This window comes from Flavobacterium sp., from assembly GCF_050696275.1.
Lineage (GTDB): Bacteria > Bacteroidota > Bacteroidia > Flavobacteriales > Flavobacteriaceae > Flavobacterium.
The window spans coordinates 1-19,016 of sequence record NZ_JBOGUT010000015.1 but is presented as its reverse complement, the minus strand read 5'-3'; the positions used below and the strand labels follow the sequence as shown (position 1 = coordinate 19,016).

At 31.9% G+C, this 19,016-nt stretch carries 7 protein-coding genes; all 7 read right to left on the bottom strand.

Features of this window, described 5'->3' with window-relative positions; all coding sequences use genetic code 11:
- Nucleotides 1–31: 31 nt before the first annotated feature.
- Nucleotides 32–2,401 carry a TonB-dependent receptor domain-containing protein gene (locus tag ACRDEC_RS09110; RefSeq protein ID WP_431498026.1) on the bottom strand — a complete coding sequence of 790 codons (2,370 nt, stop codon included), beginning with the start codon at nucleotides 2,399–2,401 and terminating at the stop codon, nucleotides 32–34.
- Between the two features lie 12 nt (nucleotides 2,402–2,413).
- Nucleotides 2,414–4,069, bottom strand: a complete 1,656-nt coding sequence (locus ACRDEC_RS09105) for an ATP-binding cassette domain-containing protein (RefSeq protein WP_431498025.1) — start codon at nucleotides 4,067–4,069, stop codon at nucleotides 2,414–2,416.
- A gap of 22 nt (nucleotides 4,070–4,091) precedes the next feature.
- Entirely contained in the window at nucleotides 4,092–4,790 is a 699-nt protein-coding gene (locus ACRDEC_RS09100) for a thioesterase II family protein (protein ID WP_431498024.1), read from the bottom strand.
- 31 nt (nucleotides 4,791–4,821) lie between these two features.
- A complete protein-coding gene (locus ACRDEC_RS09095) occupies nucleotides 4,822–5,790 on the bottom strand; it encodes a hypothetical protein (RefSeq protein ID WP_431498023.1) in 969 nt (322 codons plus the stop codon).
- Nucleotides 5,791–11,964, bottom strand: a complete 6,174-nt coding sequence (locus ACRDEC_RS09090) for an amino acid adenylation domain-containing protein (RefSeq protein ID WP_431498022.1) — start codon at nucleotides 11,962–11,964, stop codon at nucleotides 5,791–5,793. It abuts the gene before it with no gap.
- 9 nt (nucleotides 11,965–11,973) lie between these two features.
- Entirely contained in the window at nucleotides 11,974–17,619 is a 5,646-nt protein-coding gene (locus tag ACRDEC_RS09085; RefSeq protein WP_431498021.1) for an amino acid adenylation domain-containing protein, read from the bottom strand.
- A gap of 10 nt (nucleotides 17,620–17,629) precedes the next feature.
- Nucleotides 17,630–19,016, bottom strand: a 1,387-nt coding sequence (locus ACRDEC_RS09080; protein WP_431498020.1) for a non-ribosomal peptide synthetase, incomplete at its 5' end; no start/stop codon positions are given.

Genomic DNA, 19,016 nt, shown 5'->3' with positions numbered 1-19,016 from the left:
TAAAGCATTTTAATATAATAAAAATCAAATCTTATCTGTTACGGTCTTCTGTATTGGATTGTTCCCGCTCTGAATAGCTCACCTTTTTATTTCCGAATTTATATTGCAGAGAAATCCTGAAAGATCTTGGCTCCCAATAATTATAAAAATCCTGTCTGATGTTATTTACACTTGTCACAAATTTTTCTTTATTGGATTGTAAAAGGTCGGAAACATTTAATCCTACATTAAGCTTCTTCTGAAATAACTGGAATTTCAGCCCTAAATCCATGTTAAACTGCCTTTTATACACCGCTTCCAAATCAATTGATTTAGATTGGTACCAAAAATTCATTTCACCGGCAATCGTCTTTGATTTATTAAATTGAAATTGATTATTGACCATAAAATACCATCCCCAAATATGATTGTCATTTACGGTATTGATTTTAGTGATGAACTCTTTATAAAACCCTTGCAGCTGAAGGTTGGATTCCATCCATTTTAACTTGTTTACCGAAGTTGTAAACATTAACTGATACGTATTGGAATTCATATAATTCAGTGCTAGGTGAGATATTACATTGTTCGGTTGGAAAATAGTTATCTGCTCAAAATTATTCTTTGTATTAGAATAGGAAAAAGTACTGGTAAAAACACTTTTATAACTATAAGAAACATCGACATTATTTGTAATAGATGGTTTTAAAAATGGGTTTCCCTGCCAGTAGTCATAAGCACTTGTATACAGTCGAAATGGATTTAGTAATCTGAAAACCGGTCGATTAATTCTCTTTCCGTAAGTCAAATCAAAACTATTTGTCTCATTTGGAGTGAAAGTAACATTCAACGAAGGAAAAACCTGAAAGTAATTATCCTTGAATGAATCCTGTACTATCGCTTTTGAAGTACCATCGATTTGTGTATATTCAAATCTCAAGCCCAATTGAAATTTCCATTTATCAAAAGATCTTTTCAAATCCGTGTAAACTGCCTGTCTGTTTTCATTATAATCAGAATCGGGAGACTGCGCATTATCTAAAGTATAATCATCATTTACACCTGTAAATAAATTTGACTCCGTTTGTAAGTTGATAAATGTGATTTTACTTCCAACTGACAATTCGTAATGTTCTAATGGTATATTTAGTCCTCCATTGACCGTGAAAATATCTATATCGGAGGTGTTTTCACTTTTAATTTTAAAGGCTGAATCCGGTAATTCCACACCTTGGCTATCGAAATTTTGTCCAAATAAATGCTGCTTACTGTCTTCAAACCTGCCCATCCATTCTGTTTCAACCGTTAATGTTTTTCCTTCACCATCAAAATTGTGTTTTAGCTGAAGATTCACTGCAGATTGTCTGTTTTTCCTGTTGATATCGCTTTCAGTCCTGTTTATCGAATCGAGATTGTGAGCAGTGTCAAAAATATCTATTTTATAATCATTGGTTTTTTTGGATTGCTTATTCGCACTTAAAAGGGAAAGATTGATTTGTGTTTTATCAGAAAGAAGGTATTGAATATCTGCATTCGCATTAAAATTAGTATCCTTGCTTCCGGCCTTCCCGTTTAAGAACCATGTTTGAAATGGATAATAGGTATCAATGGAATGTATTTCCGAATCTTTTACAGAACCTGCAGCCAGATTGGTATTAATTTTCCACTTTCCTTTATTAAAAGTCAGGTTTGTATTACCTCCAAAGTTATCATACTTATGCCTTTTATAATCCACATTAACTGTTCCGCTATACCCTTCTTTCAAATTCTTTTTCATAATGATGTTCAGAATTCCACTGCTTCCCTGAGCCTCATATTTTGAAGATGGATTTGTTATAACCTCAATTTTAGAAATTTCACTCGATGGTATTGTCTTAAGGTAACTTATCAAATCTTCACCGTTTAATTGCACGACCTTATCGTCTATGGTTACAATAACATCACTTTTACCAACAAGATTAATTTGAGTCGATGAAGTTCTGACCCCAGGTGTTCTGCTAATGAGAGTAAATGCATCACTTCCCATAGCCGTCACACTGTTACCTACATTTAGAACATATCGATCGGATTTTCTTTCAATTATTTTTCTCTTGGAACTAATCGCAATCTCAACCAATTCATTTATACTATTTTCAAGTTTAACATTTATGATTGTGTCTTTTCTTATAATTAATGCAATATTTTGGGTTGAGGTACTGATTCCACGATATGTGAAATTGTAGTTACCTTCTTTTTTTATATTTAGTAAATAGTTTCCCAAGCTGTCAGTTATAGCTTGGTTAACCGCTAATGAATCCTGTTTAATGATAATATCTGCGAAAGAAATAGGTAAATTATTTTCATCACTCACTTTACCTGATACGGTAATTTGAGAATACCCTAATAAAGGGAGTAAGAAAATTAAAAAATAGGTCAACTTCATTATTTTGATATATTAATTATAAAATGTAATTTTTTCTTTAGCTTCCTTCACATAATAATCCTTGATTACATTTCCATACTCAAATTTTATTATCCTGTCACAATGCTCAAAATAGGCATCATCATGCGTTATAGCAATGATTGTTTTTCTTTCCAGCTTAAATTTTAACACTAACTCTTCATAGAAATATTTTTTGAAATAAGGGTCTTGTTCCGCTGCCCATTCATCCAAAATCAGTATTGGTCTTTTTTCCATAATAGCAAAAATCATTGCTAGCCTTTTTTCCTGGCCTTTGGATAATTTCTTGCTGATTCCGGTAATATTATCCTTATCTATTATATCTTCAAGCTCCATCAAATCAATCAGTTTATTAAACTCAGTATTATCCTTTAATTCATAATCCTCATAATTGTTACTGAAAAGATGATGATTTGTAAAAATCGCAGAGATAAGATTTCTGTATTTAGGATAGTCTGTTTCGGTCAAATCATGGTTATTGATGTTGATTGTCCCTGAACTAGGTTTTGTAAGACCGGACAACAGATTCATAAAAGTACTTTTACCGCTACCGTTTCCGCCAATAATGAAAATTGTTTCTCCTTCCTCTATTGTCAAATTGATAGGGCCAAGCGTAAATCTGTTCTGATTGTCTTCATCAAAATACTCATAAATCACATCTTTGAAAATAATCTGGTCAAACTTGTCCGGCAGGCTTTCAGTAATTTCTTTGCCTTCTTTATAACTCATAAAACTGATATCAGCCAAAAAGTTTTCAATTCTATTTTTTGCCACGCTGACTTCGGAAAAATAGGATTCTAACGACATAAGCATGTTGATAGGACCTAAAATAAATAGGAAAATAATGATCAAAGAAGCTATACTTGCAGAACTGATAGTTATCATATTAGGTAATCCGAAGATGATAAAAGCGACTATAATATACCAGCCATACTGCCCGATTAGTCCATTTGTCAGGAATTTTTTAGAGGTAAGAATATCAAGTTCTTTGGCTTGCATTCTATTTTCGTGTATTTTTTTGAAGAGCTTACCATTTCTTTTTGAATTCATTTTTAGTTCTTTAAAACCAAAAAGCATGTCTCCCACCAACCCAAAATAAACGTCATTAAATCCTCTGACTTTTCTTCTTACTTCTAAAACCGATTTATTTCGTTTGTTGTATACTACAATTATTGAAACGATGATAGCCAATAGTCCTAAGGCTCCTATTGGAGAGACTATGAAAAAGTAGAATAAGCAAACTATTATCGAGATAACTGAATTTACTGTGTTTGTCAGTACCGGAGGAATATGCATTAAAACTTTTGTATCTTCAATAGTGGCATAAACCCGTTCGGCTCCTATTTTATTAAAATCGGATAAATTGGAGTTTCTAAGCTTATCCAGGATTTCCAGCTCGTAATCATAGATAAAATTGTTCACAATTCTTATTATATAATGCTGGAAAAACTTGTTTATCAAAAATGTTGATATGACAAGTGAAAGAAATACAGCCGGAGCATATTTTCCAGCAATTGGGAACCCTTTTCCCTGAATGTAACTGTTAATAAACAATAATATTCCTATGTTTAAAAAACTGTTTAATAAACCTAAACCTGCTACTATAAAATAAAATGACTTAGGGACTTTAATAAAATCTGATATTTTCATTTTCTGTTTTAATTTTTAACTATTATTTACTTTCTCTTTCCAAAACATTCTGGATTAACTCTGAAACTTCTTTTTGCTTATTCAAAATAAAAAAATGTCCGCCTTCAAATTCATGAAAATTAACAGGCTTAGATGACACTTCATTCCATTTATGAAAAAAGCTTAATTGATCTATTGATTCTTTCTGCCCGTATAATACTTCTATCGGGGTTTCTAATAAAAGTAGATTTCGCGGTGAATAGGTTTCTATAACTTTAAAATCATTCCTTAAAATCGGCTCAAAAAGAGATCTTAATTTCTCTTCGTTGGCAATCTCCACTGGAGTTCCTTCTAAATCAAACACACTTTGCCAGAATGTTTCCGAAGGCAGATCATACGTTGATTCACTATTATTTATCGTAGGTGAATATCTTCCTGAAACAATTAAACATTTCGGTTTAATCTCATTGTCTTTTTGCATTTTTATGCTGACCAGATAACCTATCAAACCTCCCATACTATGTCCATAAATACTAAATGGCTCTTCATTTGTTACATTATTTTTTATCAATAAATGGATGTCATCTACTATTTCGTCTATATCATCCAACAAAGGTTCTTTCATTCTTGCTCCTCTGCCCGGATATTCAAGATTAATAATCTCTACAGTTGGCATTGTTTTCCTAAAAAAGGAATAAGAGTATTTATTTCCACCAGCAAAAGGCAATACTATCAATTTCATGTGTAATAATTTATTTGTTTGCTATCGTTCATTAACATATATCTTCTAAAAAAAAATGGAAAAAAGGTTGCTTAAAGTTTCTGTTCTTTTTATACCAAAGCGTACTGCTCTTGTACTTTTTATTCATAAAATGCTTTTCTTTTTCTATCTCTATATCACACAACCCGATCTCGCTTCGCACTTTGTTATAGCTTGATATTTCTTCAGTATTTTTATCCAGAAATGAAAATACTCCATATGCATAAAGATCATATTCGTCCTGTTTCAAATCCCCGTTTCTAATTCTTTTATAAGTAATTATGTCTCGGATAAATGCTAAAGTCCTCGCGTTTATATTTCCCTTTTTTAGTTCTTCAAGCAAAACAATCATTATTTCTTTATTGTTTTCCTGGTCGTGGGCTAGAAGTATAACCGCTAAATGAGATGAAATAAGGTCTTTAAATTGTCCTTTTTTATAATCGCCTGAATTTTCTGTACCTAAGATTTTATAGGAAGGGAAACCCGTTTTTCTTATAATTTCTCTTACTTTCACACCAGCAACTAAAGAGAACTCATCCCATTCTGTCAATATCTTTTTTTTGTGAAAAATATTGTAGATCTTACTATATCGTGTCAGATACTCATTATCTTTATGATAAAGACTTAACATTTCCTGCTTCAGCTCTTGCGGAATATCTTTTTTCCTATATTGAAAGTAGATTTTCTCAAATTCAACAATCCCTATATCGTTGATTACATTCCTGATATGCAGGTTTTGCAGTAAGATTTTAAAACTGCTTCCGCTTTTTATGGCTTCAATTAAAAATTTTACGGCTATTTCCTTCTGATCGGTGAAACTGGCCAACTGTGCTGCCAAATAAGCATCTCTGGGGAAAATAAATGTAAATTGGCTAAGAAGATTATTAAAAATAAGCACTGCTTCTTTATAGTTACCATTTATAGTGTGTGCTTCTACTTTGGCTATTTCCTTTTGGTAGAAAATGTAATTAGTTTCGCCCATTTAATTGTTTTTTACTTTTGACAAAACCTCATGAATCAGATATTTGTTTTCAACGAAACACTCATCCTGCAGCATCGAATAATGATCACCTTTTCCTTGTATGGAATGTATTGTATCAAAATAGCCTTCCCAATTATAACTTGACATTGGCTCATCACTTTTTATAAGATATAAATCTGAAACTATTTTATGCTTGTATTCAATACCATGCATGTATTTTAAATAAGTGAACAATTTTGCTTTTGCATTTTCTAAAATATTGTCATTTTGATACAATTTTTGTAGATCTAAATCGTATTTTATATGCTCATCTATATTCGAAATATCTTCTATTTCGGAATCTTCTACTGGAATAGCGTAGGAGTCCAGCATGACAATAGAAGAGACTTTTCGATTTAACTTTACATCCAGATAATTTGCAATATCATAAGATAGATTACCACCTGCAGACCAACCAAAAAGGACTATACTGCCACTTTGCTGCAACTCATTGATCTGATTTGCATAATAAGAAACAACATCTTCAGTCTTGTCGATAAAATTAAAAGCGATGACTTTAATATCTTCTATGTCATTAAATAAGTTTTTATACGCGGTTCCATATCCTAAAATAGGCGGTAAAGCAAATACCATTTTTGAAGAAGATATTTTTCCATATTCATAATAATCCTTTTTAAAATCATAGCCGTTAATAATATAAGATGATAATTCTTTTATTGTCTCGACATGGAACAAAATATCAAGCGGATAATCCGTTGTAAATTCACGGTTGATTAATGCAATCACTTTTACGGCAATAATACTTTGCCCTCCAAGTTCAAAAAAATTATCTGTTGTCCCAATATTGTCAACATTGAGGTTTTCCTGCCAAATAACCTTCAATCTTTCTTCAACTTCATTAGCAGCAGGAGTAAATTCATTTCTGATTATATCATCCGGGCTTACTTCAGGTAATTGCTTTTTATCAATTTTACCATTAGTAGTAAGAGGTATTTCATCCAAATACACATAAAAAGAAGGAATCATGTAAGACGGTAATTTTTCTTTAAGAAAATTCCTTAACACTGATTTGTCAATTGATGATTGTGAAACAATATAGGCTACTAAGGCCTTTTCATTATTAACCGTTTTAGCATCTACCACAATTTGTTGTATATGAATGCTGTAATCTGAAATAACTTTTTCAATTTCTTCTAATTCAATTCTATGTCCTCTTATTTTTAATTGGTTATCTATTCTTCCTAGAAATTCTATAGATCCGTTATGTGTCCATTTAGCCAAATCGCCTGTTCGATATATCTTTTCATCTTGGGCAAAAGGGTTGTCAATGAACTTTTGATTACTTAATTCTTCATTATTTAAGTATCCTTTAGCCAGTCCTTTTCCTCCAATGCATAATTCTCCGCTAACACCAATGGGAGCCAATGAATCTCCTTGAAGTATATATACTTTTTTATTTGTTATGGGTTTTCCGATGGAAATAGAATTGGATAAGCTATTTACCTTATGATAGGTTGCACAAACTGTTGCTTCTGTAGGTCCGTATGTATTGTAAACATTCAAATACTGATACAAATTATCTATATATTCCGATTTTAAAACATCTCCTCCGCTTATGACTGTCTTTAAGCTAAGATCATAATTATTGATATTGGAATTCAGGTATTGAATTGCATATGGATTTGTGCTTAACAATGTGATTTTATGTTTCTCACAAAGAGAAAAAACAGAATGAAAATCCCTGTTGTTTTTGGCAATGACTAATGTCCCACCAACCGTTAAAATTGGGAAAATCTCTTCTATTGAAGTATCAAATGCAATTGTAGCCTGACTTACTACTGCATCATGAGCATCTACATCAAAATAATTTACAAATGTTTGTACATAATCCGCTAATGATTCATGTTGTATTAATACCCCTTTAGGAACTCCTGTAGATCCTGATGTATAGATAACATACGATACGTTTTCAGTGTTTAATACTGTATCGGGTTTGGTTCTTGTAAATGTTAAAATTTCAGGATTTAACACACTATTTTCGTCTATAATAAATTTACATTTACTGTCTTTTTTTATGAAATCTACTCTATCCTGAGGATAATCAACATCAATAGGTACATAAGCCGCCCCTGATTTAAGCACTCCTAAAATTGCTATTATAACCAACTCGCTTCTTTCCATCTGAATGCCGATAAAATCATCTTTTACGATTGAATGCTTTTCCAGTAAATAATTCGCTAACTGGTTCGATTTTTCATTCAATTCATTATAAGTTATTTTGAGATCATCAAAAATCAACGCAACTTTATCCGGTGTCTTTAGAACTTGATCTTCTATAAGATCAACTATGGTTTTATTTTTAGGGTAAGTAATCTTATCATTATTGAATTCAATTAATAACCTTTCTGACTCAACATCATTTACCAGTTCCAAAGCAGAAACACTTTTTTGCGGAAATGAGATCAATTGGTTGACAAAATGTAAAAAATTGTCCATAAAAGAACTTATAAACGCCGAATCGAAGACGTCAAGATTATATTCCAGTTCCAATTCTATTGCATCTAAAACTTCAAAAAAGGTAAATGTCAGATTAAATCGGGTATATAACTCAGACTGACTGGTATCACTTTGAATTTTAAATGGTATTTCATCATAATTTAAGTCAGATCGATTATTCTGGTTTTGTAAAACAACCATAACATCAAACAGAGATGTTTCTTTGTCAATTTTTAAATCTTCCAGTAATAAATCAAAAGGATATGCCTGACATTCTAATGCTTTTACAACCGAATCCATTTCATTTGCAATACAATCCTGAAAGTTTTTCTCGTCTAAAATTTCGGTGTAAAGTGGTATTGTATTGACAAACAGACCAATTATTGATTCAAAATCTTTTTTTACCCTTCCGGAAACCGGCGTACCTACCACACAATTTTCCTGAGTCAGACGATATAAATATATTCTTACTGAAGCAAGCAGTACCGTAAATAAAGTGGCTCTGTTATCTTTTGCAATTCCATTTAAGTTTTTGGCTACTTCAGTATCAAAAATATAGTTTAATTTTTTTCCTTTATAAGTTCCAATATTTTGATTTCCTAAATTTAATTTTGTGTTTATATTGTTTAATTTATTCTGCCAGTACAGTTTGTAAGAATCTATCTTCGGTGTATTCAGCGTTTCTTTCAACCAAATGATGTAGTCTCCATAATTTTCTTTTTTCTCTTTATACACATACGTATTGTCTAATACCTGTTTGTATGTTGTAATAAAATCTGAAATAAAGACACCTGTCGACCAGCCATCAAAAATAATATGATGAAATAGAAAAATCAGCTTGTAATCATTCTCATTTAATTGAACAACATGTACCTTAAATAATGGGCCCTTCTCTAAATCAAACAGCGTCTCATGGATTCCCTGGATTTTCGATTCCAAAGATTTTAATTGACTGACATGTGTATATTCCAGAATTTTTGCAGTATCAAATACATCAAAAGGGATTATATTCTGAAGAATCAAGCCATCTTCATTTATTGGAAATATGGCACGTAAACATTGATGTTTTTTAACAATAATTTGAAGCGTTTTTTCAAATATCTCAAGATCTATTACTCCCTGAACATCAAAATTCATACAAATATTATAAGCTAAGGATAAAGCTCTTGTTTGTGATTCAACCCACATTCTTTTTTGTGAATTCGAAAGATCAAAAGAGGCTAATACGCTTGCATTATTATTTTTTTCAGACTGAACAAGGTTTTTGTTATTATCAATAGTCAGTTTAATTAAATCGATTATTTCACTGATACTGTAACAATTGAATAATTCATCAAACTCAATGTTTATTTTATATAAATCATTAATGCGATTAATAAACTGTATACCAACTATCGAATTCCCTCCCAATTCAAAAAAATCGTCAGAAAGTTGAAATGTTTTATTCTCTAAAGTATCCTGTAATAAACGGGTAACAGTTTCATCAACACTCAAATCGTCTGACAAATCAACTATTTGTTCAGATTCCTTTTTTGATTCGTTATTGGAAATCAGTAAGGGATTTATAATCGCATTCCAACAGGAATTCTCTTCAAAAGGATACGTTGGTACTTTGTATCTCTTATATATTTCTTTTGAATAAAAACTATCCCAATTAAATCGTAAGCCATGATTGTACAAAGTGCTCCATAATTGTCCCCATCCCGTAGAAATATTTTTATATAAATCTATGACCGGAATTTCATTTTCCTGAAATGATGCTTCTATCTGCTTGCTTACTTCTTCATTATTTCCGACAATTATCAGTAACGTATTTTCTTCTTTTAGCTTCTTTCCAATTATTTTTAATTTATCGAAATCAATACTGGTTTTTTGATCTAATTCTATGTTCTCAATCGATATTTCTTGATTTTCGATAATTTCTTTTGAAACTTTAGCTAGCGAACCATTACCTATTAAATGACTGATTAAAAACCCTTTATCAAGAAGATAATTATATACTGCTACTTGAATAGCTAAGGTTTGTTTAACCGATGTAATAAAATTAAGAGGCTCTAATGCATTTCTTTCATTGTAATAAAGCTGGTCAAAATGTTGACATTCATCCGCACAAGGCACTTCATTTATAACATCCGAAAGAAAAAGAACCGCAATCTTATTATAATTTTCAGTTGTAACCTTCTCTATATTTTGTTTTTGGAATAAAAGAGATTCTTGTATTTCTGAAATTGATTTTCCCGGAATGGCTATCTTATATTTATAATCCGAACGTTGTTCATTTAATGTACAGAGAATATTATTTAATTCGAAATCCTCTTTCGCAGAAAGATAATTATAGACTGAGTCAATATATTTTCCTAAACTGGTAACACTTTTTGCAGAAATTTTAAGCCAGCTAGCATTTTTATTCAGGCTTTCCTGTTTTTTCTGCTCTGGAATATATTCTTCTAATATTACATGTGAATTCGTGCCACTTAACCCAAAAGAGCTAACTCCTGCCCTTCTTATTTTATCTGAAAACCAGTCACTTCCCGTTTTACTTAGTATAATATTTGGGTCTTCTGTGATAAACTCATTTAATGAATTGAAATTAGCCAACGGAAAGAATCTTTTTTCTTTTAGTACCAAAGCTGCTTTAACAATCCCCATCAAACCTGATAAATTGTCAAGATGTCCTATATTGGGTTTCAATGTGCCCAGTCGAACAGTATAAGGTGCTTCATTTTTAGAAAATGCATCTTTAATCGCTTTATACTCAATTGGATCGCCCAATTTTGTTCCGGTACCATGAGTCTCAATGTACCCAATAGTTTCAACAGGAATTTTTGAATTCTCACATGCTTTCAGAATTACTACAGTTTGGGCAGCAGGACTTGGAGCTGTAACCCCATTTGACCTGTTTCCATCATGATTAACAGCCGATCCTTTTATAATAGATAAGATATTATCCTGATCATTTATCGCTTTATCAGCTCGTTTTAAGATAATTGCTGCTACTCCTTCTCCACCGGCAGTTCCGGCTGCACTATTATCAAATGCGCGGCACTGCCCGTCAGCAGTCATAATAGCATCATTGCTCAATTCATTCTGCTCATTAAAATAGTACAACAATCTTGCACCTGCTACAATAGCAATATCCAATTCATTGTTTTTAATTTTTTGAACCGCTTCGTGAACAGCAACTAATGAAGAGGAACAAGCAGTATCAATATTCATTACTGTACCGGTTATATTCAGAAAATACGCTATTCGACCAGCTCCCATAGCAGATATTCCTCCGATGAAATCAAGTTCAGGACTTGATGAGTGGTATATCTGATTATAAACACCTGTTGGTGCTGAGATAAATAAGCCTACATTTTGCTTGGAAATATAGTCTAAAGAATAGCCGCTATCTTCAATTGCCTCACAAACTGATTGCAGAAGCATCCTATGCATTGGATCCATCGCATCAGCTTCCGCTTTGGATAAATTAAAAAAAGAATAATCAAAATAATCATTTCTTTCCAAATATCCATAAGGGTAAAAAACCTCTTTCTTGTCAATTTTTGAATTTGCTATTCTTTCATCCGATGGCTGATCTATGCAAACCCTGGCAGATTCCAATATGTTCAAAAAGTCTTCAATGCCTTTGGTTTTAGAGCATTGTACACTTAACCCAATAATTGCGGTATTCATAATATTTCTTTAAATTTCAAAAAAATCAATTTTGTTTTTTTCTTCAACTGAAGACAATTTGATAGCCTCACTATCAAGGAAAGAAGCTATTTTTTCGATTGTATGTAACTCAAACAAATCGGAAATCAGCATTTTGCCCGGCCAATAAGAGTCAATTTCACTGTGCAGCTGAATCAACTGTAACGAAGAGCCTCCCAAGTCAAAAAAGTTTTCACTGATTGAAACTTCTTCGTAATTTAAAATTTTACAAAATAGCGTGTGAATTTTTGCCAGAGTATCATCTTCAACATCAAATTCTACGGCAGATTCTGTCTTTTCATTGCTTTTTTTCATGGTCTGCAAATCTGGAAATTTAGATTTGTCAATCTTCCCATTTGAATCCAATGCAATACGATCTACTGGAACAATAAAGTCCGGTATCATGTAATGAGGAAGGTGTTTTTTAAGGAAATTTTTTAACTCTTCTGAATTAATTTCTATAACAGAAGTATAATACGCCAATAAATATATTTTGTTTTCTTCGCTTACAGAAGTAACATAAGCTTGCTGAACCGATTGATGTTCTAACAATACATTCCCAATTTCATTTAACTCAATTCTAAAACCGTTAATTTTTATTTGACTGTCTATCCTTCCGATATACTCCAATTCTGCATTTGGCAGCCAACGGGCCAAATCTCCTGTTCTATATAAGGTACCTAACTCATATCGATCGCTTTCCTTGAAACGTTCTTCTGTTAATTCCGTTTTATTGAAATAGCCTTTTGAAACCTGATTTCCGTTTATAAAAATTTCACCAATAAAGCCTTCAGGAATTAATTTTCCTTTTTCATCTAAAATATAAAACTTAAATCCTTGAAGAGGCTTTCCTATATTACTAACACCACCTGTTTCAAAAATATCAGCCTGCGTGATTTCTTTGAATGTGCCATGTACGGTAATTTCAGTAATTCCATACATATTTATAATCTTACAGGAAGGATGCTGGTTGTACCAATCTTTGAAAGTGCCTGGATATAAAGTATCTCCTCCAAAAATCAAATACCTTAAACTCTCAAAATGCTCATTTCTTTTAATCCTTAAATTATCAAATTCGGCGAAAACCTTTGGTGTAAAATTCAGAACAGTTACTTTATGTTTTTTGATAATTTTAAAATATTCTGTAAAATCTAATATTTTAGTTCTGTCAATAAGAATCAATTTCCCTCCAAAAAATAAAGGCCCGAAAATTTCCCAAATCGAAAAATCAAAAGAATAATTATGATATAATGTCCACACGTCATTATCAGACAAATCAAAATGAGCGTTTTTACAATTTAACATAAGCTCCATCAAGTTTTGATGTGTTATCATTACGCCTTTTGGCTTTCCTGTTGAGCCGGAAGTATAAATGATATAAGCCAGTTGCTCTTTTCTTATTTCAATATTCGATTCGATTACTGGAATATTCTCTAAATTAGCAACAAACTCAGCAAGCCATTGATCATTGATGGTTAGTTTTGCCTGTACATCATCAAAAATATAAGACTGACGCTGACTTGGTATTTTTTTATCCAGCGGAACATATACTAAACCGGCTTTTAAAACTCCTAATATGGCGGCTATCAGCAGAGGTGAAATTTCACACGAGACAATTACTTTATCCTCCGAATTTAAATTGTTATTAACGAGTAGATAATGTGCTAATTTTGATGAAATAATGTCCAGCTGCTCGTAAGTATAGGATTCATCTTCGTAAGCTACTGCCGTATTGTTTTTATAGGATGCAAAAACCGAGGATAAATGTTCCACTATATTGTTCTCAATCTCCACTTTTTGGTCTGTACCGCTAAGTATTTGAATTTGATTCGTTATTTCTTTATCCGATAACAATGATATTTCATCAACCTGCAATTCCTTATGGTCAAGGCATTGCTCTATTAAATTAAGCAGAAAACTATTGTAGCTGTTTATTGTTTCCTTTGAAAATAAATCAGTATTATATTCTAATTCGTAAAATAATTTGTCTTCTAAATCTACAAACCTGAAAACCAAATCGAATTGAGCACTTGAATAATTATTTAACTTTAAGTAGTTCAATTTCAAACTCGAATTTTCAAAATTTTCCAGCTCATCTAAAATATTTATGTTTAAATAATTTTGAACCGTAAATACAACGTCAAATAAAGGGGAACGGCTATAATCTTTTTCCAGATGTAAGTTTTCAACCAAAAGTTCGAAAGGATATATCTGGTGCTTATACGCTGATCTGAAATTGTTTGACACCTCTTTAATTAAAGAATTAAAAGTAGCATTCTCACCAAATTTTGATCGGATTGCTATTGTGTTTAGGTACAAACCTATTTGATTTTCTAATTCTCTATGGTTTCTGTCTGAAATAGGCATTCCAATAGTTATATCGGATTCTCCCGATAATTTAGACAAAAATAAATTCAAAATTGTTCCAAAGAACATTGTTAAAGTAGCATCCTCCCCTTTCAGGAATTCTTTTACCTTATCTGTTAATTCCTGCGGAATTGTAAAAGTGGTAATATTTCCGTTATACGTTTTTATTTCCGGCCTGCTCTTTTGCAGTTGAAGATTCAGTGTTTTAGGTGATTCTTTGAATTGATTGAGCCAAAACGACTCACTTTCGCTAAAAGAAATGGTTTGAGATCTTTCCAACTGCCACGAAGAGAAATCTTTGTATTGAATTTTCAATTCCTTCAACTCAGGATTTTCTCCTGAACAAATTGAATTATAAATATAAAAAAGTTCTTTTTGAAGTATTTCAATTGACCATCCATCACAAATTAAATGATGTAATGTAATATTCAATACGTGCTTATTATCCGGAATTTTAATCAAAACTGCGCGCATTAATGATTCATTATCTAAATTAAAAGGCATTTCTTCTAACTTTATCACATAATCGTTTAAGGCATTTTCGGAAATGTTTTCTTTTAATTCGAATTTTATAGAATTATCCAGATCATCAGCTTCATGGATCTTTTGTTTCAATTTACCATCCTGAAAAACAAATGTAGTTCTTAGAGATTCATGTCTTTCAATAAGAATTTTATAGGCTTTAAGCAGCATTACAAAATTAAGCTCGCCTTCAATAACAATAGATGCCGGAATATTAAGACTGGATGTATTATTAGACATTTTTGCCAGCAGCCATAATCTTTTCTGAGCAAATGAAACGTCATAAAGCTCCTGTTTATCAACAACTTTAATTTCATTCAGTCCAATCACAGGTGTAGTATTTTTTGCTAAAATAGATTCCACTAATTCAGCCATTTCCAGTGGTGTTCCATTCTCAAATAAATCATCAATGTTTAAGTCGATTGTAAAACGTTCGTTAATTTTATTAATCAACTGTGATCCATTTAAAGAGTGTCCGCCCAATTCAAAAAAATCACCATTGCTTTCTACATCGGTTTTTAGAATTTCATTCCACATTTTTGTCAGCTGAACCAGGATGGGCACATTGTCATGATTTTCTATATCATTGCTTTTTGTAAACCCTGCTACTTGATGGTGCAATGGATGATATGGATTACTTGTCAATCTAATCCAGCATCTTTTAAGATCAAAAGAATAAGAAGGCAGTTCAACTTTGGTAAATTCCTGGTTGTAATAAAACCCTTTAGGATCAATTGTGTGATTAAAATCAAAGAGTACTTTTAAATTATTATTTTTTGGCAAACAGCATCCAATTGAATTATAGCATAATTTACTATTATTAATTTTTCTCAGTATACTTCCTAATTTGCCTTCGTATCCAACGCTAATGATTCTTAGCCCTTCTGAATATTTATCCAATAGTTTTTCAGTACGGGCTTCTAAATCCTGTACAGTACTTTCCGGTTCAGCAATCGTATCTATAAGTTCTAGAGCATTATCCAGAGACATTTCATTTTTTAATACTTTAAGAAGGGTTTTTCCAATACCAACCCCAATCATCTCATTAATAACTACTCCTGAACCAAGCAGTAATTGGTAACTCGAATATTGTATAAATAATGATTTCTGAGCATTGCTTAAAAGGCGTGTTTTGTAAATAGTATACTCCGGAATACTTTTTAATTCGAAGTCATCAACGGCTATGGAATCATCAAATAATAATATTTTAGTATTAAAATTATCCATACTGCTGTCAGTAAACGAATCGCTGTTTGTATTGGCTAAAATTTCCGATAATTGTGCCTTACTTTTTGCACTTACCACAAATCTATATTGAAATATCTCTCTGCAATTATTCAATGTATAAGAGATGTCAGATATAGTATCTGTTGTATCAGACAAATATTTTGTGAACTTTTTTAAATAATTTCCTAAGCTTATTACACTCTTTGCGCTGAAACAAAAAAGATGTTCTTCATCTGGATTTTCATCAGCAGGCAATGCTGTTTTTTCATATGATTCTAGAATCAAATGCACATTGGTACCCATTAATCCAAATGAACTTATTCCAGCAATTTTTCTGTTATTTTTCATTACGTCATTCCAATGAATTGGAGCTGTAACTACTTCAACCTTCGATTTTACAAAATCTATATACGAATTTAGAGGAAGTGCATTAACTGACGGATAAATAATATTATTCTTAAATGATGCTATTACTTTAATCAGGCTGACAAGACCGGCAGCACTGTCAGCATGTCCAATATTAGACTTTACAGATGAAATGTATACTTTCTCATCACTTTCAATCTTGTCTTTAAAAACTTGAGAAATTCCATCAATCTCAATAGGATCTCCAAGCTTTGTACCAGTACCATGCGCTTCTATAAAGGTAATATCATCCGGATTCAATCCGGCTTTTTTTAATGCCTGACGAATTACATCTGCCTGAGCATCACTACTTGGTGCCATGATACTTGAGGATTGATTTCCATCTTGATTTAATGCAAACCCTTTAATTACACCATAAATCTGGTCGTTATCAATTTCTGCCTGTTCCAGAGATTTAAGTAAAACACAAGTTACTGCTTCACCTGGTAAAGCGCCTTGTGCATTTTCAGAAAAAGGATTACAACTTCCGTTTTCTGATTCAACTCCAAGCACTATTTTAGAATCCTTTTGCGGAGGTATCACATTTATGTTTACACCACAAACTAAAGCAAGGTTTGTTTCTCCTAATAGTAAATCTTTACATGCAATTGTTATTGCTGTTAATGAAGAAGAACAGGTCGTGTCCACATTTAATGACAAACCTCTTAAATCGAAGAATCTTGAAATTCTGCTTCCGATTATTGAACTGGTATTTCCGGCAATTAATGTAGGTGTTGATTCTTCACCAAGCAGGTAATAATCAGTTTCCGTATCAGCAACATACACTGAAGTATCGGAACCTTTTAAATCTTTTAATCGATATCCGGCATTTTCAAATGTTTTGTAAGCTTCCTGTAAAATCAATCTTTGATTTGGAGACATTTCTTCGGCTTCACCCAAAGAAATATTAAAAAAATTATTGTCAAAAAGGGTTATTTCATCTAAATACCCCGCTTTGTAAAAACTTATATCATCAGAAATAGAAGTATCAAATAACCTTTTTTCGTGTATCTCATTAATTGAACACTTTCCGTTCAATAGGTTTTTCGAAAACTCATTTACTGACTCTGCTTCAGGAAAAACACCTGAAATACCAATGATAGCAATATCTTTCATTATTTTATTTTTAAAAATCAATTTCTATAATTTCTTTAGTGTCTATAGTCTTATTTATATATTGGGACAAATGTTCCGCCTGAAGACGGATTGAGGTCATAGAAAATAAATGAGTGATACTGCTATCTTCCGTTATTTCCTTTTTAATTAATTCGTAAAGTTTTGTAACCAGAATCGAATTCCCTCCTATATCAAAAAAATTGTCTGTTACACTTATTTCGTTTATGTCCAATATCTTTTTCCAAAAGTTTAATAACTGTTCTTCTAAAGGATTTTCAGGCAGTACTAAAACATTCTTAATCAGATTTCTCTCCGATACTTCAGGAAATTTTGTTTTATCTATTTTACCATTGGAATTCAGGACAAACTCATTTACTTGAACATAATACGTTGGAATCATATAGTCAGGCAAGTAGCTGCTAACCGAATTTTTTATCTCAAAAAAGTCAATTGAAGTAGGCGCAGTAAAATAAACAACTAAAAATTTTTCTTCTTTTACATACACTACATCTACAATTGCTTGCTTTAGAGTCGCGGCATTTTTTAAAATTGTTTTTTCAATCTCTCCTAATTCGATTCGATTTCCTCTTATTTTGACTTGATTATCCTTTCGGCCTATAAACTCTATATTCCCATCAGGCAACCATCTTCCCAAATCTCCGGTTTTATACATTTTTTTGCCGGAATCGTATGGATTAAATACGAAACTGTCTTGAGTCAGATTATTTTTGTTTAAATACCCTTTAGCTAATGAATCTCCTCCGATATATAATTCTCCAACAACCCCGGAAGCTTGCAGTTTTTTAAGACTATCAAGTATGTAAACTTTGGTATTGCCTATTGGTTTTCCTATGATGTTTTTTGGGAAACTTTTAATATTTAAATAGCTGGTTGCATCAATTACCGTCTCGGTAGGTCCATAATGGTTGTTTATACTTGCGTTTGGAAATACCTGATTAAGTTTTAATACAATTTTTTCATCCAAAGATTCTCCACCCAAACAAATGGTATCAACACAATTAATCGCATCAATTAAATTGCCACTTAATAATATATTTCTAAAATAGGTAGGTGTTCCTTGTAATATTGTTACTTGGTTTGCTTTTATAAATTGTATTATTTCATTGGAATTCAGTATTATATCCGTTTTTGGAATAGCAATACATCCACCAGTCATTAATGGCAATAAAATTTCTAAAATAGATACATCAAACACATAGTTAGTAATTAAACAGCTTTTCATACTGTTGGAAAGATTCATTACTTGCTTTTCCGCTGTAAGTTTTATTACAAGATTCCTATGCTCCACCATTACACCTTTAGGATGTCCCGTAGTTCCTGAAGTGTATATCACATAGGCTAAATCCTGCGGCTGATTGGTTTTTTCAAGATTGTGT